Source organism: Candidatus Dependentiae bacterium (assembly GCA_026389065.1).
In the GTDB taxonomy this organism is placed as follows: Bacteria; Babelota; Babeliae; order Babelales; family Chromulinivoraceae; genus JACPFN01.
In genome coordinates, this window is record JAPLIP010000030.1 from 1 (window position 1) to 15,655 (window position 15,655).

At 35.3% G+C, this 15,655-nt stretch carries 13 protein-coding genes; 8 read left to right on the plus strand and 5 right to left on the minus strand.

Annotated features, from left to right (window positions below):
- From NTU89_01255 to NTU89_01280, 6 genes are all read left to right on the plus strand, one after another.
- A partial coding sequence (locus tag NTU89_01255) for a hypothetical protein (protein ID MCX5923173.1) occupies positions 1-565 on the plus strand: 565 nt, incomplete at its 5' end.
- Positions 566-601: 36 nt separating this feature from the next.
- Complete coding sequence (locus NTU89_01260) at positions 602-1,144, plus strand: hypothetical protein (GenBank protein ID MCX5923174.1); 543 nt, start codon at positions 602-604, stop codon at positions 1,142-1,144.
- On the plus strand, positions 1,077-3,593 hold the full coding sequence (locus NTU89_01265) for a hypothetical protein (GenBank protein MCX5923175.1): 2,517 nt from the start codon (positions 1,077-1,079) through the stop codon (positions 3,591-3,593). Before NTU89_01260 ends, NTU89_01265 begins: the two co-directional genes overlap by 68 nt.
- Positions 3,594-3,709: 116 nt before the next feature.
- Complete coding sequence (locus NTU89_01270) at positions 3,710-6,592, plus strand: hypothetical protein (protein MCX5923176.1); 2,883 nt, start codon at positions 3,710-3,712, stop codon at positions 6,590-6,592.
- A 115-nt stretch (positions 6,593-6,707) separates the two neighbouring features.
- A complete protein-coding gene (locus NTU89_01275; GenBank protein ID MCX5923177.1) occupies positions 6,708-7,835 on the plus strand; it encodes a glycosyltransferase family 61 protein in 1,128 nt (375 codons plus the stop codon).
- A gap of 165 nt (positions 7,836-8,000) precedes the next feature.
- The gene (locus NTU89_01280) at positions 8,001-8,489 is read left to right on the plus strand and encodes a hypothetical protein (protein MCX5923178.1); all 489 of its coding nucleotides are present in this window, start codon (positions 8,001-8,003) and stop codon (positions 8,487-8,489) included.
- A 294-nt stretch (positions 8,490-8,783) separates the two neighbouring features.
- On the opposite strand, the gene recF is transcribed toward NTU89_01280, so the two are convergent.
- The 5 genes from recF to proS all read right to left on the minus strand — a co-directional run bounded on the left by recF (position 8,784) and on the right by proS (position 14,986).
- The gene (recF, locus tag NTU89_01285) at positions 8,784-9,884 is read right to left on the minus strand and encodes a DNA replication and repair protein RecF (GenBank protein ID MCX5923179.1); all 1,101 of its coding nucleotides are present in this window, start codon (positions 9,882-9,884) and stop codon (positions 8,784-8,786) included.
- A gap of 11 nt (positions 9,885-9,895) precedes the next feature.
- Complete coding sequence (gene dnaN / locus NTU89_01290) at positions 9,896-11,017, minus strand: DNA polymerase III subunit beta (GenBank protein MCX5923180.1); 1,122 nt, start codon at positions 11,015-11,017, stop codon at positions 9,896-9,898.
- Between the two features lie 86 nt (positions 11,018-11,103).
- A complete protein-coding gene (locus NTU89_01295) occupies positions 11,104-12,036 on the minus strand; it encodes a tyrosine recombinase (GenBank protein MCX5923181.1) in 933 nt (310 codons plus the stop codon).
- A gap of 12 nt (positions 12,037-12,048) precedes the next feature.
- A complete protein-coding gene (locus NTU89_01300) occupies positions 12,049-13,554 on the minus strand; it encodes a hypothetical protein (GenBank protein ID MCX5923182.1) in 1,506 nt (501 codons plus the stop codon).
- 13 nt (positions 13,555-13,567) lie between these two features.
- The gene (proS, locus tag NTU89_01305) at positions 13,568-14,986 is read right to left on the minus strand and encodes a proline--tRNA ligase (GenBank protein ID MCX5923183.1); all 1,419 of its coding nucleotides are present in this window, start codon (positions 14,984-14,986) and stop codon (positions 13,568-13,570) included.
- 92 nt (positions 14,987-15,078) lie between these two features.
- Between proS and NTU89_01310 the strand changes: the two genes are divergently transcribed.
- Both NTU89_01310 and NTU89_01315 read left to right on the plus strand, forming a co-directional pair.
- Positions 15,079-15,288 (plus strand): hypothetical protein, encoded by a 210-nt coding sequence (locus NTU89_01310; protein MCX5923184.1) that lies wholly within the window; start codon positions 15,079-15,081, stop codon positions 15,286-15,288.
- On the plus strand, positions 15,255-15,650 hold the full coding sequence (locus NTU89_01315; protein ID MCX5923185.1) for a nucleotide pyrophosphohydrolase: 396 nt from the start codon (positions 15,255-15,257) through the stop codon (positions 15,648-15,650). The genes NTU89_01310 and NTU89_01315 overlap by 34 nt, the downstream gene beginning before the upstream one ends.
- The last annotated feature ends 5 nt before the right edge of the window (positions 15,651-15,655 follow it).

Here is a 15,655-nt window from a genome sequence, read left to right on the forward strand (position 1 = left end):
CCATTTCAATAACTGGAATGTTGCTGTTGGTGGTGAATTCTGGGGTAGATCAAAAGAATGTCTAGCTATCGATTTTGCTTCAGCAGTTGATTTAAGATTGCAAAACTTAAATGACTTTGCTGTAGTTGGTCGCCAAGTAAGTGCGTACAACATTGTTGGTAATGAAACAATTGCTGGACAAAATTCATATGCAACATTCCTTTGCGAACCGTTAGCTACAATTTCTAAATCACAAGCTACTGTTCAATTAGTAAATACAGTACAACCTGCAAGCGTTGGAATTGCTCCACCAACACCTGAATCTTTCTATTCTCTTCCAACAACACTTCCTACTGGAATTGCTGATGGTCGTCTAGCTAAAAACCGTATCCCTGCTGATTTAAATGATGCACTTGATATCAATGGTGCTGCTGCACAAAGAGCATACACTGGTAAAGTATTTGGACAAATTGGATACACATGGAACGAACATCGTTACACTCCATCTGCGTCTTTAATCGGGAATTCACTAATGATAATAACAATGCTGCTCAATTATGGAGCGTTGGCATTCAGGGTTCATTGAATTTCTAGATTTTACAAATAAACAGGGAGTTTTTTAATGAGAATTAACAAACTAGTTATAGTTTTTTCCTGTATGTTGGGTGCTTATGCACCCAACATACAGACAGGCCCTTTTACCGGTGGTGGTAGTAGCTTTACTGGTACTCCATCAGGGGCATCTTCTACGCCAGCTGGAAACAATAATAGCAATGCTAATAACAATCCAAACGTACCAGTCAAAGCTGTTATTTCTAATATCTTAAGTGCAAATCCTACAAGCTCAACTACACCGGCTCCATATAAAACATATGGCCCAACAGATATCATCACTCACCTTGCAACTGCAGAAACTAAATTTTTTACAACCTATTCTAATACTCCAAACAGAGTTGATTCTTGGACTATTGGATCTCCTACAAGCTCAACTTTTTCAACAAATGCTTCAGGTGAAATTTCAAAACTTGTTTCTGGTGATAACTTAGTAGCAGCTCTTAACAGTGCAGATCAACACGTTGCAGATCTATGGACTTTTGATGGTTCAACACAATTTACAAACACTATCGACAATCCAATTGTTGATAGTGTTTGTAAATGGGTATAATTCATACCTTGCTCAAGGAAAACGTTTTGAGCGCTACTTTAATGCTCAGGGACCAACATTTGAAGATAGCTGCCCTGTTTTTGCAGGACGCGTTAACTCTGTTGTTACCTCAAAAGACTCGAACTATATTTTCACAGTTAATGATGAAAATAATCATATTGAGTGCTGGAATAGCGCAACGGGCGTTAAAATATCTTCAGTTTGTGCACAAGGACCAGTAACTCGTCTTGCAACTCAAGATGGTTATGTTTTCTCTGTTTCAATTAATGAGTCAAATCAGATTGAAGTTTTCAGCTTTGTCTGTCCGTATGATCCTTCTTTTGTCGCAACATTAACAGCTGCTGGCCCAGTCAGACAGTTGGTAGTTGCCTCTGGCGGATGCGCTCGCGTATTTGCTACAAACAGCATGAATATTAATGAAGTTGAAGGCTGGAAGCATGATGGCTGCAGAATTAATAATTTTGATCCATTAACATTTTGCTCACCTGTACATCATATTGCTGCAGATGAAAATCGCGTTACAGTTTATGGCAAAGACAAAGATGAAGATAAAATGGAAAGCTACAATGTGTATTGTGGTGACCATGAATCTTGCTTTACCATTCCTAAATCTGTAGTAACTCACCTTGGATCAACAGATTGTGGTAACGTGTATGCCGTTTTTGAGAATGCTCCAAATCAAGTTCAAAAGTTTGATCGTTGCGGTGGACATGCTGTAGCATTCAAAGAAAAGGCTTCAGGAGATATATCTAAAATGGCCGTTGCTGATGACTTAATTGTCACGGTAAGCGATAACAATATTGTTGATATTTTCTCTGCAGACGGATGTAAAATTTCATCTGTTGAATTAGATGGATCCTTTGGCGAAGTTATTTTCAGTAATATTTCTGTAATCGACCTTGTTATTAATAGTGAATGCGATGGATCAATTTATATCACTATGGAAGCTTTGATTTTCACAGGCGATGATATTACCAACCTGAATTCTTTTATCTTAAAGCTGAAGCCCGATGGTCAGTTTGCTTGGTATTATCAAGGACGCTCATATGAGGTTATTAGATCTCTTGCAACATCACCTAATGCTGATTATGTTTTTGCCGTAACAGAAGAAGATGCAATTATTGCATTTGACAACCGTCATGGCAAAAGAGTTGGTAAATTCTATGGCAATGCTCCAATTTCTAAAATTGTTGCCTATGATGATGCAAAAGTTTGCTTTATTTATGAGTCACGCCCTTCTGTTGTTCATGTTATGGATTTCTGTGTGCCATCATGCCCAGAAACAATTGGTAGAATTGATGTAGGCGATAGAGTTTTACACATGCTTGGCACTTCAAGCTGCCATAATAAATTATTAGTAGTTCCAGCATGCAACAGTAATCAAGTTTACGGATGGGACGTTAGTCATCTAAATTGCGAAGGCGAATTTAACACTCTTGATGGATTTGATCCATTAACTGTGTGTGAAGGACCTATCGATTTCTTAGTTTCAAGCGCACCTTCAAACTTTACGTTGTATCGTGAAGGATACTTAACTAATTATCGCTTTGAAGATGAAGGTGATGTTAATATGCAATTTAATTTGCATGAACAAATCACTCACCTTGCATCAACTCGCTGCGATAGAGTTTTTGCTAGTATTGAAACAAACAAAAAACAAATATACAAATGGTGCTCCGAAGGTGGATCATCTTCAACATTCTGCCATGATGCGCAAGGACCGATTGCTCAATTAGTTGCAACAGGCAAATACGTTTTAGCTTTAAACAATTGTGCTGACACGGTCGATATCTGGAATTATCATGGCTCACACAAAGGATCTATCAATAAATCTGGCATCAATGATATTGCGGTCAACAATTGTGATACTGAGCAAGAAGAAGAAGAGTGCGAAGGCTCTGTCTACTTAGCACACGAAAACCATGTTATTCTTTACAGCACAGATGGCGACAATGAAACAATGTTCCCTCAAGTTTCAGGAACAGTTACTCTTATCGCTTCAAATGACGACAAAGCATTAGTATTTACAGCTAACTCAGATAATAATAAAATTGAAGCATTTACTACTGAAGGCGTAACGTCTTCACACATTTGTGCTTCTGGACCAATTACACAATTGGTATCAAAAAGTGACTTTGTGTTTGCTGTAAATTCATCAAATCCAGATCAAATTGAAATCTTTGATTTTAGCTGCTCACATGATCCATACCTTCTTGATACTGTAACAGCTGCAGGACCGATTGTGCAAATCACTGCATCTGCTAACGGACTAGAATTGTATGCGACAAACAGCACAAATCCTAAAGATATTCAAGGATGGAGCATTGATTCTGGAAGCTGTACTCCAGCAACAGAGCTTGACACATACAATCCATTTACATTAACAAACAACATGAATCTTTTAGCAGCAGATGATTCTGTAATCGCTATTTTTAGACAAGCTTCATAATTAACTTTTAATACTTAACAAAAAATAAGCCTCATGAAATAAATTTATTTTATGAGGCTTATTTAAAAAAGATCTTTTAAATAGTATATGTATATCCCCAAAAAGGAGAGTAGTTCATGATCAAAAAAATGTTATATGTCGGTATGTTTTTAACATCACTGACACAGGTTATAATCCCAAAAAAAGCACAGCGGGCTGTGCAACCATCATCAAGCTCTATCACAGGAAGCTTATACAAGTACGATTTAACAAATTCAGTTTCAGCGTCTAGCTACGACAATCATAATTTACGATTAAATCACATAGCAACACATGGTGGAAAAGTTTTTGCATCAGCACAAAGCGTTTCTCCTGACAACGTAACAAATTCTTCTAAAGTTCATTCTTGGAACGTTGGCTGCTCTGGTGAATTCTCAACATTTTGTCACCCTGCCGCTGGACCAATTACTGATATTCAAGCTGCTTCTGGATTTGTAGCAACATTAAATAGCACATGCCCAGCTAAAGCTGATGTATGGTGCTCTGAAGGATACAAATTATCATGCATTAAAAACTGTGAACCTATCACAAAGATGGCGTTAAACAACTATGACTGCGAAAAGAATCTTTTCCTTGCTTATGGCAAACATTTTAATAGGTATGCCGCTGATGGTTGCTTTATTGAAACTTGCCCAGCTGCTCCAGGAAGAGTAAATGCTATAGCAACTTCAAAATCTTCAGATTATATTTTTGTTGCAAATGACGAAAATAACAAATTAGAGTGTTGGAATAATGCAACAGGTGTTAAAGTTTCTTCTGTTTGCACAGATGGTGCAATAATTCGTCTTGCAACACAAGATGATTATGTTTTTGTTGTCTCAGAAGGAAGCTGTAATCAAATTCAAATCTTTGATTTCACCTGTGCTTATGAACCATCACATATCACAACGGTAACAGCTTGTGGTCCAATTAGAGAAATGGTTGTCGCTTCTGGTGGGTATGCTCGAGTGTTTGTAACGCATAGCAATGATTTAACAAAGCTTGAAGGCTGGTGCTTAGAAGATGGATGCTGTGGAATGGAAGTAAATACCATTAGTGGATTTGATCCATTAACATTCTGCATTGACATCAGCCATATTGCTGCTGATGAAAATCGCGTTACTGTTTATGGTAAAAATGAAGATGAAGACAAAATGGAAAGCTATAGTGTTTACTGTGGTGATCATGAATCTTGCTTTACAATACCTAAATCAACCATTACTCACTTAGCAACAACACACTGTGGAGAAGCTTTTGCTGTTTTCTCAAATATTCCAAACAAAGTACAAAAATTTAATAGTTGTGGTGGCCATGCACAGGAATTCTGTGAGTCAACATGTGGCGATATCACAAAGCTATACGCGGGAGAATCGTTAATTGCTGCAGTTGCTCATAATAACAAAAAAGTAACTATTTATAGTGCTTGCGGTGATGTACAAGGAACTATTGAATCTTGTGAAGCGATTACAGATGTAGTTATCACCAATGATCAATATATTTATTTGGCTGTTGGCTCAACTATTAAAAAATACTCATCTTGCGGTCATCATCAGTGTGATTTCGATGGAAAAGCTTATTCAGAAATTACTATACTTGCAACAACTGATTGCTCTGATTATATTTACGCAGCAACAAAAGATAGCACAATCTTGGTTTTCGAATCTAATTCTGGTCAACAAGTAAGCAAATACTACAGCAACACCCCAATCAAATTAATGAACGCTCTTTCAGATGGTGTTATTGCTTTTGTAACAACAACATGTGCCAATATGATCAGAATCTTAAATTTCCAAGATTTATGTAACCCAGCTATTTACAACAGCATTAATATTAATGATTGGACTTGTGGAGTTGTAGAAAAGCTAGCTGTAAGCTCGCATTGTGGAAATCGTGTATTCGCAGTAACAAATGACAACCCTCATGATGTTTGGGGTTGGAGATTTGCTGAAAACTGTGAATGGGAAAGTGTGATTTGCACATACAATCCACTGAGTGAACCATCTGACGTCAATTTCTTAGTTGCAGGCAAAGAGAGACTATTTGTTGGCGGCGATTGCTTCCTGCGCAACTATGAATATAATGATGGCGACGACATCAGCACATCATTTAATTTACACGAACAAATAACACACCTTGCGTCTACACGTTGTGATAGAGTTTTTGCAAGCTTTCAGTCTGACAAAGATGTAATTTATCATTGGTGTTCTGAAGGCGGATCATCTTCTGCTTTCTGCCATAAAGCACACGGACCAATTGAGCAATTGGTAGCAACAGGAAAATATGTTGCATCATTAAATGAATGTCGCACACATGTTGATATTTGGAGATACAACGATAGCTACAAAGGAAGCGTTGAATCTCATTGCATTAATGATATTGCGGTAAACAATCGCAACACAGAAGATGAAGACTGTGAAGGCTCTGTGTACTTAGCTCATGGAAAACATATTACTTTATACAGCACAGATGGCGACAATGAAACATTGCTTCCACAAGTTTCTGGCGTTGTAACACATATTGCATCTGCTGACGGGAAAAACTTGGTTTATACAACGAGTCATTGCAATACTAAAATTGAAGCATTTACTCGCTGTGGTAAATTTGTTTCATCAATTCAAGCTTGTGGTCAAGTAACTCAAATGATCGCTAAAGGTGATTTTGTTTTTGCTGTAAATGAATCACATCCAAACAAAATAGAGATCTTTGATTTTAGCTGCCCACAAGATCCTTTCCGTGTTGATACAGTTACTACTTGCGGAAACATTGCGCAAATAGCTGCATCACAAAATGGTTTACAGTTTTATGCTACAAACCTAAGAAATCTATCTGAAGTTCAAGGATGGGTTATCAATGAAGGTTGCTGTGAGCCTATTTCAGATCAAGAAACATACAATCCATTTACAATTGATACGACACTTGTTAACTTGCTAGCTGCTGATGAAAGCGTTATTGCTGTTATCGGAGAAGCAATTTTGAATTAATTTTATTTATTAATTCTTTGGAAAATAGGCCAGCTTTTTAAAGCTGGCCTATTTCATTTTTTAACGGTTTTTATGTAACATGGCTTATATATAAATTCTTAAAAAGGAAAAAGCAATGACTCTTCTGTTCATTTTACTACTCAATTCATCAATAATACTTGGAAATACTCAACGCTTGGTCAGCCTAGAAGAGCTACTCACAAAAGATCCAGCAATCGAACTCTTTAAAGTTTTTGAAAAAAAAGAACTAATCCTTAATTCCTTCTCCAAAGACTTATCTATAAAACTAGCACCAGTTAACCTAATATTTAAAGAATCATTTGTAGCAAAAATACCACAAGGATCAGTATATTCTAAAGATGGATTTATTATTTTTCAAGATCAGATCATAAGTGATTTTATCTTTCCTCTCAAGTCACTTAAATCCAAAGCTGCGCAGTTTTTTAGCAAAAACGAAAACATAGAGTCTGCTTATTTTTTTCCAGGCAGAGTTGCCGTCATTTCAGTATCTTGCAAAACAAACTCAACCGCTTGCTACTTTCATTGGATATCCGCAGTTTTATCACGCCTAGCAACCCTTGAAACATCTGGTATAGAATATGATTTTCTCTATGTTTCAAGCCATCAACCTTTCATGAAGGAAACATTGATGGCTTGCGGCATAAGCCCAGATAAGGTTATAGACCCCCAAGATTATCCATACATTGTATCTGACGAGCTCATTGTTCCATCTTTAGCCCATGGAGATGCTCAAATGGGCAGCATAAAAACATCATACTGCGCACCTTGGCACATAAATTTCTTGAGAGCAAAAATGCTACCTATTGTGCAAAATAACCATCTTTTTTCAAAAAAAGTTTTTATTTCTAGGTCAGATGCGCAAATAAGGCAAACATCAAACGAAGATGATATTTTTAAATTATTAAGTCTTTATGGATTTGAGCGATACCAGCTCAGCAAGCTAACCTTTTTGCAACAAGTTGAATTATTTAACAATGCAGAAATAGTTATTGCTACTCATGGCGCGGGTCTAGTTAATACAATTTTTTCAAAACCTGGAACAAAAATCATAGAACTCTTTCAAAAAAAAATTAAAGCAACTTATTGGTTTTTAAGTCAAATTCTCAATCTTGACCATCAATGTATTTTCACACACGAATTCAATCATGATCAAGTAATGAACAGAGAAATACCCTTAGAGATAATAGAAAAAATAATAAAAGACCTGGAGCTAGAATTATAATAAGCACAATTGACTTATCCGATCAGAATCATGTTTTTTGAATACGAACCAACACAAAGTAGCACCAGATCTTTATTTTATTTGCAAAACCATTGACTCTCTTTTTTAAATTTTTCTACAGTATAAACAGTTTCAAAAAAGAAGCATAAATTTCGAAAGAGAGAGATGGAAAATTTGAAACAGCTAAGACCATTGGTTGAGATAAAAAAAGTGATCTTGCGAGATGAAAAACTTGCTAAAAATTTTAATCCGCCATTTTGCGATTTTCAAATTATTGAATTGCAAAATATTTTCATGACACCGAGGATTCATAAAATCACGGTAAAAAATATTACGAGCGGACGATCATTAATTAACACTTTTTTGAATTCTTTAAATTATTATCATAATGTTGGATGTTTAACTGCTATACCTATTTGCCTTGATCTGCAAACAGTCGACATGTATCAACTCATTCAAGAGTATACTCAAAGCTTTGAAATCGATAGAGCAATAGAAGATTTTTTTGTTGAACATTCATATTTTGATTTTGTATGGATCGAAATGACAAAAGACCTTTTGGATCAGTTTTCACTTCAAGATATAAAGCGAATGTGCGAAATACTCACGGTCAATGAATCAATACCTGTAATTATGATTCACTATGAAAATTAAATACAATAACTACCTACCAACACAATTCAGGCTCCTTATAAAAAAAGCTCTACAAAAAAATATCCACCGCGTCGATACAAGTACCAAGGCGGTGGAAAAAAGGAGAGTAGTAATGAAGCCTAATTTAAAGAATCAATTAATGTAATTAAAACCCAAAATTAAATTTGGCAATTAATTACAAATGAGATAATTTATAATTAATTTTAATTACTTGATTCACTATTAATTCTATCAGTTCTTGCCCTTCTGTCAAGCGGACAAGGCACAATTAAAAAAGATTTCCTGACAGCCTGTCTATGAATTTATTGATATGACGTCTGGATGAGCCTTTAGAATAAGACTTTCTAGCTCTGAGTCGCAAAAAGGGGATGTGATAATGATCTGATTTTTACATGACAGGAAGAAATGTATAAGATTTCTTAACCGAATTTTATCAAAATCTGAGATAAAGTCATCAATAAGAACCAGTGGCAATGGCCCATTCGAGCTATTGGTCGAAATGAGTGCTAATTTACATAAAAGCGAGACTAATTTTTGTTGCCCCCTCGATGCAAACATTTTTGCCTTTTTACCCTTTATTTGAAAAACAAGGTCATCTAAATGAGCTCCAAACAAAGACCTCTTTAAAACAACCTCTTGATGCTTTAATTGAGATATTTTCTGTAAAAACATTTCCATGGATTCGCCCTGCTTGGCAACTTTAGCCTCATACTGAATTTCAACTTCATAAACTCCGTCAAAATATCTATCGATCAGACTGTTTATTTCAACTTCTATGGCTTTAAGCTCAAGGATTCTAAGCCCTTGAATCATTATCGTACTTGCCCACAGTTTTTCAGTCCAAACTTCAAACTCTATTTTGTCCAAATTATTAGAATTTCCATAAGCACCGGAAAGTAGAGCGTTTCTATTTTCTAAGATATTTCTAAAGTTGCGATAAATATCCATTGATTCAGGCTTGGCAAAAAGGACAGCTTGATCTGCAAAAGCCCTTCTTCCAGATGGAGAACCTTTAATTAAATCAATGTCATCTTCTGTTAAAGTAATAACCTTAAAAAAAGGAAACGTATCTTTATAAGAGGTTACGTTTTTTTGGTCTAGTTTTATGATTCTCTTTTTGTGTGCATATCCAACTTGGATCACATGAGAAACGTCTGGCTCTTGATGTAAGGTAAAATTACCTTTTAAAAAAAAGCTATCAGACTCATAAGACATTAAATCAGTTAAAACATGCGATCTAAACGATTTAAAATAACATAAATAATTAATCGCTTCGACAATTGATGTTTTTCCAGAACCATTATCTCCAGTAATTAAAGTAATCTGCGAAGAAAAGGAAATTGATTTATCGGTAAAGCACCGAAACTGCTTTAGTTCTAGTTTTGTTAAAAACAATCAAATCTCTTTTACGCGTTATTTGCTGAAACTGGCATAACCAAATACATTAAATTACACATTTCATCACTTGCCTTAAAAATAATCGGTCGAGTATTGCTTTTAAGAAAACAAGTAATACTTTCAGTTTCGAAGGACTGTAAACCCTGTAAAAGATATGGCGAATAAAAGCGCATTTCTAAATTTTCAGATGTGAAATTTTCAATTGTAAGCAACTCATCTAAATTTCCAATTTCAGAATTTTTTAAAGAGACTTTTAGGTGTTTTTTAGAAAACAGAAAATTCGTAGCTAAGAACTGGCCCGAAAGCAAGCAAGCTGACCGCCTAAGGGTTTTTACTAGATCTGATTTGTTAATTGTTGCTGGCATGAATGAATCATGTTGTAAAATTGATTCATATTTTGGAAATTCATCCGCAAGTAATTTTGTGAAAAAATTGAATCTATCGCCAGAAAAGACTAGTTGATTATCACACATTCCTAAAAAGATAGATGGGACATCTGCATTCTCAAGAATTTTTTTAAGTTCAAAAATAGCACGCCTTGGAAGCAACCACTTCTTTTCTTTTTCTAAAACATATTTTTCTGATGTAACTTGGGCCAAGCAATGACCATCTGTAGTCGTAAGCTTAAAATCTTTAGGTGAAATTTCTAAAAACAATCCATTGAGTGATGGCGTTGCATTATTTTGTGGGATAAGAAACGAAACTTTTCCAAGCATGTCTGACAAAAACAATGAATCAATCTGCATAAGATTTTCAATTCGCTCAGGTAGCGGTGGAAACTCTTCTGCTCTTTTAATATTGAAAGAAATATTAATTTTCTTTTCGGCTTTAATAGTCAATTGATTCTCATCAAAAATACATTCAATATCTCCAGCCATCTCTTTGACCACATCAAAGATCTTTTTGCCCGGAACTAAAAACTGAATGCTTTCTACGGAGCTTTCAAGAAGCTGGCAGCTGTACTGTAGGCTAATTTCTAAATCTGTAGCCTTTAAAATTAATTCTTTGTTTGATACATGGAAAAGAATGCAAGAAGTTGATGATATTGTTGTTTTCTTTGTGCAAATTGGCTGCATAAAAAAAAGAGTAGCCAAAAAATCTTTTTGACTAATCACAAACGAGTTACTCATGAAAACCTTTCTTGCATATAAAAAAATTGATAACTAAACAAGTATACAAAACCAGCATATTTTCTCAATCAATCTTGAAATGATTTCTATGCTCGTGGGTGATATTTATCATACAATTCTCGTAAATGTGTCATTTCAAGATGTGTATAAATTTGAACTGTATTTATTTTTTCATGACCAAGCAGAGCTTGTAAAACTCTCAAATTTGCACCCCTTTTAAGCATGTGAGTCGCCAAAGAATGGCGTAAAACGTGTGGCGAGATTGAATTGATCAAACCAGATTTTTTAGCAATGTCTTTTATGATTTTCCAGAACGCCTGGCGAGAAATATGCCCCATTTTTCCAGCATATAAAACAGGAAAAAGATAATCTGTATCACGCCTTGCACTTTTGTTTTTAGTTTTTACATCTACCCCAAGCAGCCTGGAATGAATTTGATCAAGGTATGCTTTCAAAAGTACAATTATTTCATTTGGCAGAGGCACTACTCGATCCTTTCCACCCTTTCCTGATACCTGCAAGCAGCTATCTTCAAAATTAATGTTCGAACACTTTAAAGCAACTAGCTCACTGACGCGAAAACCACAGGCATAGAGCAAGCAAAGCATTACTTTATTACGTTGGCCAATTACCGTTTTTTCTTCGTCTGCAGCAACCAGCAAAGCCTTTACCTGATCCTGGGTTAAATGCTTTGGTAAATGTTTTGCGAGCTGTGGAAATTGAACCCCATTGGTAAATGGTACGATGTCATGATACTTTGATAAATAATTTGCAAATGTTTTTAACGCAGAAAGCTTTCGAGATGCAGATTTTGAACCAATGTCTAAAGTATGCTTCAGGTGCTTTAAAAAATCTTTTACATGCTGATTAGAAATGTCAGTAACACTTGAGATTGAATACTCAGTCTCTAAAAACTGTAAGAACTGCTCAATGTCACGCCGATAAGCTTCAATCGTATTATTTGCAGAACATTTTTCTGTCATTAAATAGTGCTGAAACTTCTGAAATAAATTTCTCAAAATTATCCTTTTTTACAAACCTGAAGACGGTAGATAAGCAAAGCTCATAGCGTTAACCGATGGAGTTGCTTTAATTTCTTCTAGGTGTTTTATCTTAGCTTGAACATAAAACTCGCTTTTACCCTGAGCTCTTAAATCAGCTTTTATCTTAGTAATCATTAATGATTCAACCATTTCTGCTATCATCGGTTGATTTTTCATTAAATAAACAAGGAGCTGCTGCGTTTTTGATTGAAATGCTGGTAAGTCATATATCTTATTGCTTGACTGAGATGAAATAGATTGTAAATCTTGATACATAGTTTGAAGCTTTCCAAGATCAAGATTTTTAAGCTCTTTTACAAATTCTATTACTTTATCCTTGGAAACATTTTTTACCATAAAACTAATACCCTTGACCAATTGCGCACGATTCATTTGAGCAACGCTTTTATCTTGCTTGCTCAGATTAGCTTTTTGATCGGCTAACTTTTCATAAAACTCATATAAAAATCGCATGTCTTGCAAACTATTTTCCTGGTGATTTTTTATAAACTCTGCTGTTTCTTCTTTGGAAAAGCCCAAGCTTGTCATTTTATCTGAGATCGTAGATAACATTTCTTCTCGAGACATAAGCAAAGAAACTTTATAATTTGGATCTAAATATAAATTTTTCGCCTTGTCGTAGCTATCATAATGGGCATAAAGAAGCTCTAAGAAATCTGTTTTTGTAAGTTCATTAAAATAAGTCAGACGAGGATCTAATAACAATGAAGTTGAAAAAGCTGTTAATCCAGTCGAATCATAACCACTACTCGAAACGCCAACAACTGCTACCATTGCTGCCGTTGATGCCCACTGATGAGCCATCTGTGCAATTGTATCAACAGACGACGATTTTCCATCAACATAAAAAGACTTTGATGCAATTTTTTTTTCAAGCTCACTACGCAACGTTGGATACAGCATTTTCAAATCTGAAACTGACGCTTTATGTAGCATAGATATTTCATTATCAATATCTTCTTTTGAAAAACCTATTTGCTCTAGCTTTTTAGAAATTCCCACAAGAAGATCTCCTTGTGATCCATCTGGAATATTAAATATTTTTTGTATGTTTTTCATGATTGAAGTCACGACAGGACTCACTACAGGAATTTTGATAAACTTCGATTTCTGCTGGTCTAAATTTTTTAAACCAATTGATTCAAGTTCAACTCGACTGGATTGACCTGGCTTGTGTTCATCAATAGAAAGCCCAAGATCTTGTTGCTTGCATTGTTGATAAATATCTTTAACAACCATCAACGGTTTTGCCTTTAATGATTCAACCTCATGATGAACTGAAGCAAAACCCATTTTTTGAATGTGATTTCTAATCGATTCGATCATCTCCATCTTTGATAAAGATTCTTCTTTTTTTTTAATTGAGATCAATTCCTGATTTGCAAAAGAATTATTTTCTTTTGCAAGGTCTACTGCATTAAGAAAGCTAAAAATGAAGCTTATCCCAATTATTACTACTCTACTTTTTTTCATACTTCTCTTATTTTTAATAAGATCTACCAACAATAACATCACCCTGCGAATCTTTTCCACAGCCAAAACAATGTTTAAGCTCTTGCTTATCAATCATACATCGAATTGATGCTGCAAATTCTTTGAGCCGCTCTTCACAAGCATAGTCATGACACCAACCAACTTGATAAATACCATTATTTTCAGTCAGTGCTGCCGAAAAGCTCTCTAACTTGTCAGCCTTATGCCACATGCTTTCATATCGATCCTGAGCTCGTTTAAGTAGCTGTGCTTGAATTTCTTCTAACATGTTAGCAACCGATGCAACAATACCCTGAGCAGGAACTGTTTGCTTTTCTTTTCCAAGTCTAGAAGTTGCAACGACTACTCCACCATCAATATCTCGAGCTCCAATTTCTAAGCGAAGAGGTACGCCTTTGAGTTCCCATTCATAAAATTTAGCACCAGGCGATGTATGCTCATCTAAATCAACTTTAACTTTGATACCAGCGGCAATAAAATCTTTTTCTAAATTTTTAACATAATCGACAACGATATCTTTTGTATCTTTTCTAAGTATTGGCACAATTACTACTTGAATCGGTGCAATTTTTGGGGGGATTATCAATCCTCGATCATCGCCATGGCTACCAACAACAGCTCCAACCAAACGAGTTGTGGTGCCCCAGCTGGTAAGATATGGATAAGAAAGATTGCCATCTTGGTCTTGAAATTTCATATCAAAGGATTTTGCAAAACTTTGAGAAAGCAAATGGGATGTTCCCATCTGTAAAGCTTTCCCGTCAATTAAAAAAGCTTCAAATGTATAAGTTGCTTGTGCTCCAGGAAACTGTTCGTGTTTTGTTTTTCTGCCTTTTATAACCGGAATTGCCAAATAATTTTGAGCAAGTTTCACATATTCTTCAAGCATCATTAAAGTTTCATCAAGCGCTTCTTTTTCAGTTACATGTGCAGTATGGCCTTCTTGCCAGAAAAATTCAGTTGTTCTTAAAAAAGCTCTTGGTCTTTTTTCCCAACGAACAACGTTTGCCCATTGATTTATTTTTAAAGGAAGATCTCGATAGGATACAATCCATTTTGCAAACATATGATGAACCATTGTTTCTGATGTTGGACGAACAACCAACGGCTCTTCGAGCTCCTTGCCGCCAGCATGGGTTACAATTGCAAGCTCTGGAGCAAACCCTTCGACATGCTCTGCTTCTTTTTCAAAAAATGATTTAGGAATAAACAAAGGAAACAATGCATTTTCATGACCCGTTGCTTTGATGCGCGCATCAAGCACAGACTTGATATTTTCCCAGATAGCATTTCCATAAGGACGAATTACTATGCAACCCCTGACTGGAGCTTGATCTGCAAGTTTTGCAGCATAGATTACTTCTTGATACCACTCTGGAAAATTTGTCTTTATATCTGGCAACTTATTCATACATTATCCTTTGGCAAACGCTTGTAAAATCGACTACAAAAGTATATCGTATAGTCCACTTAGAATCAAAAAAGAAATATAAGGTAGTAATGATGAAACAACAGTTATTATTTTTAAGTATACTATTAACAATTGTTAATAATTTAAATGGTTCCCAAGAATTATCAAAACAAGAAGCAACCGAAACTAAAACTGATAAACCTGAGAAAAAACCACTATCTGCAAAGTCGCAAGAAGTAGAAGATGAGATTATGAAAGTTATAGAAAAATGGAACAAAGTATTTCAAAACAGGCCACAATGATAAACAACGATACAAACACCAGCATTGAGTCAATGAAATCTATCGCGACAGAGTTAGTTCTAGATCGTGACTGGGGGCAGTTTCATACCCCAAAAGATTTAAGCATGAACCTTTCTGTTGAATCAAATGAACTTTTAGAAAAATTTTTATGGATTACCTCACAGGCATCATTTGAAGAATCTCAAAAAAATCGCCAAGAAATCGAAGATGAAGTTGGCGACATTTTATTCTCAATCTTTCGCTTTTGCTCTGTGTCAAACATTGATGCCACTCAAGCATTTTTACAAAAAATTGAAAAAATAAAACAAAAATACCCGATTGAAAAGTCAAAAGGCTCCTGTGCAAAATACAATAAGCTTTAAAGTTT

Bases quoted from the DNA above. Each gene is read 5' to 3' on its own strand.
- NTU89_01260 (MCX5923174.1), top strand. From the start codon at position 602: ATGAGAATTAACAAACTAGTTATAGTTTTTTCCTGTATGTTGGGTGCT.
- NTU89_01265 (MCX5923175.1), top strand. From the start codon at position 1,077: ATGGTTCAACACAATTTACAAACACTATCGACAATCCAATTGTTGATA.
- NTU89_01270 (MCX5923176.1), top strand. From the start codon at position 3,710: ATGATCAAAAAAATGTTATATGTCGGTATGTTTTTAACATCACTGACA.
- NTU89_01275 (MCX5923177.1), top strand. From the start codon at position 6,708: ATGACTCTTCTGTTCATTTTACTACTCAATTCATCAATAATACTTGGA.
- NTU89_01280 (MCX5923178.1), top strand. From the start codon at position 8,001: ATGGAAAATTTGAAACAGCTAAGACCATTGGTTGAGATAAAAAAAGTG.
- dnaN (MCX5923180.1), bottom strand. From the start codon at position 11,017: ATGAGTAACTCGTTTGTGATTAGTCAAAAAGATTTTTTGGCTACTCTT.
- NTU89_01300 (MCX5923182.1), bottom strand. From the start codon at position 13,554: ATGAAAAAAAGTAGAGTAGTAATAATTGGGATAAGCTTCATTTTTAGC.
- proS (MCX5923183.1), bottom strand. From the start codon at position 14,986: ATGAATAAGTTGCCAGATATAAAGACAAATTTTCCAGAGTGGTATCAA.
- NTU89_01310 (MCX5923184.1), top strand. From the start codon at position 15,079: ATGAAACAACAGTTATTATTTTTAAGTATACTATTAACAATTGTTAAT.
- NTU89_01315 (MCX5923185.1), top strand. From the start codon at position 15,255: ATGGAACAAAGTATTTCAAAACAGGCCACAATGATAAACAACGATACA.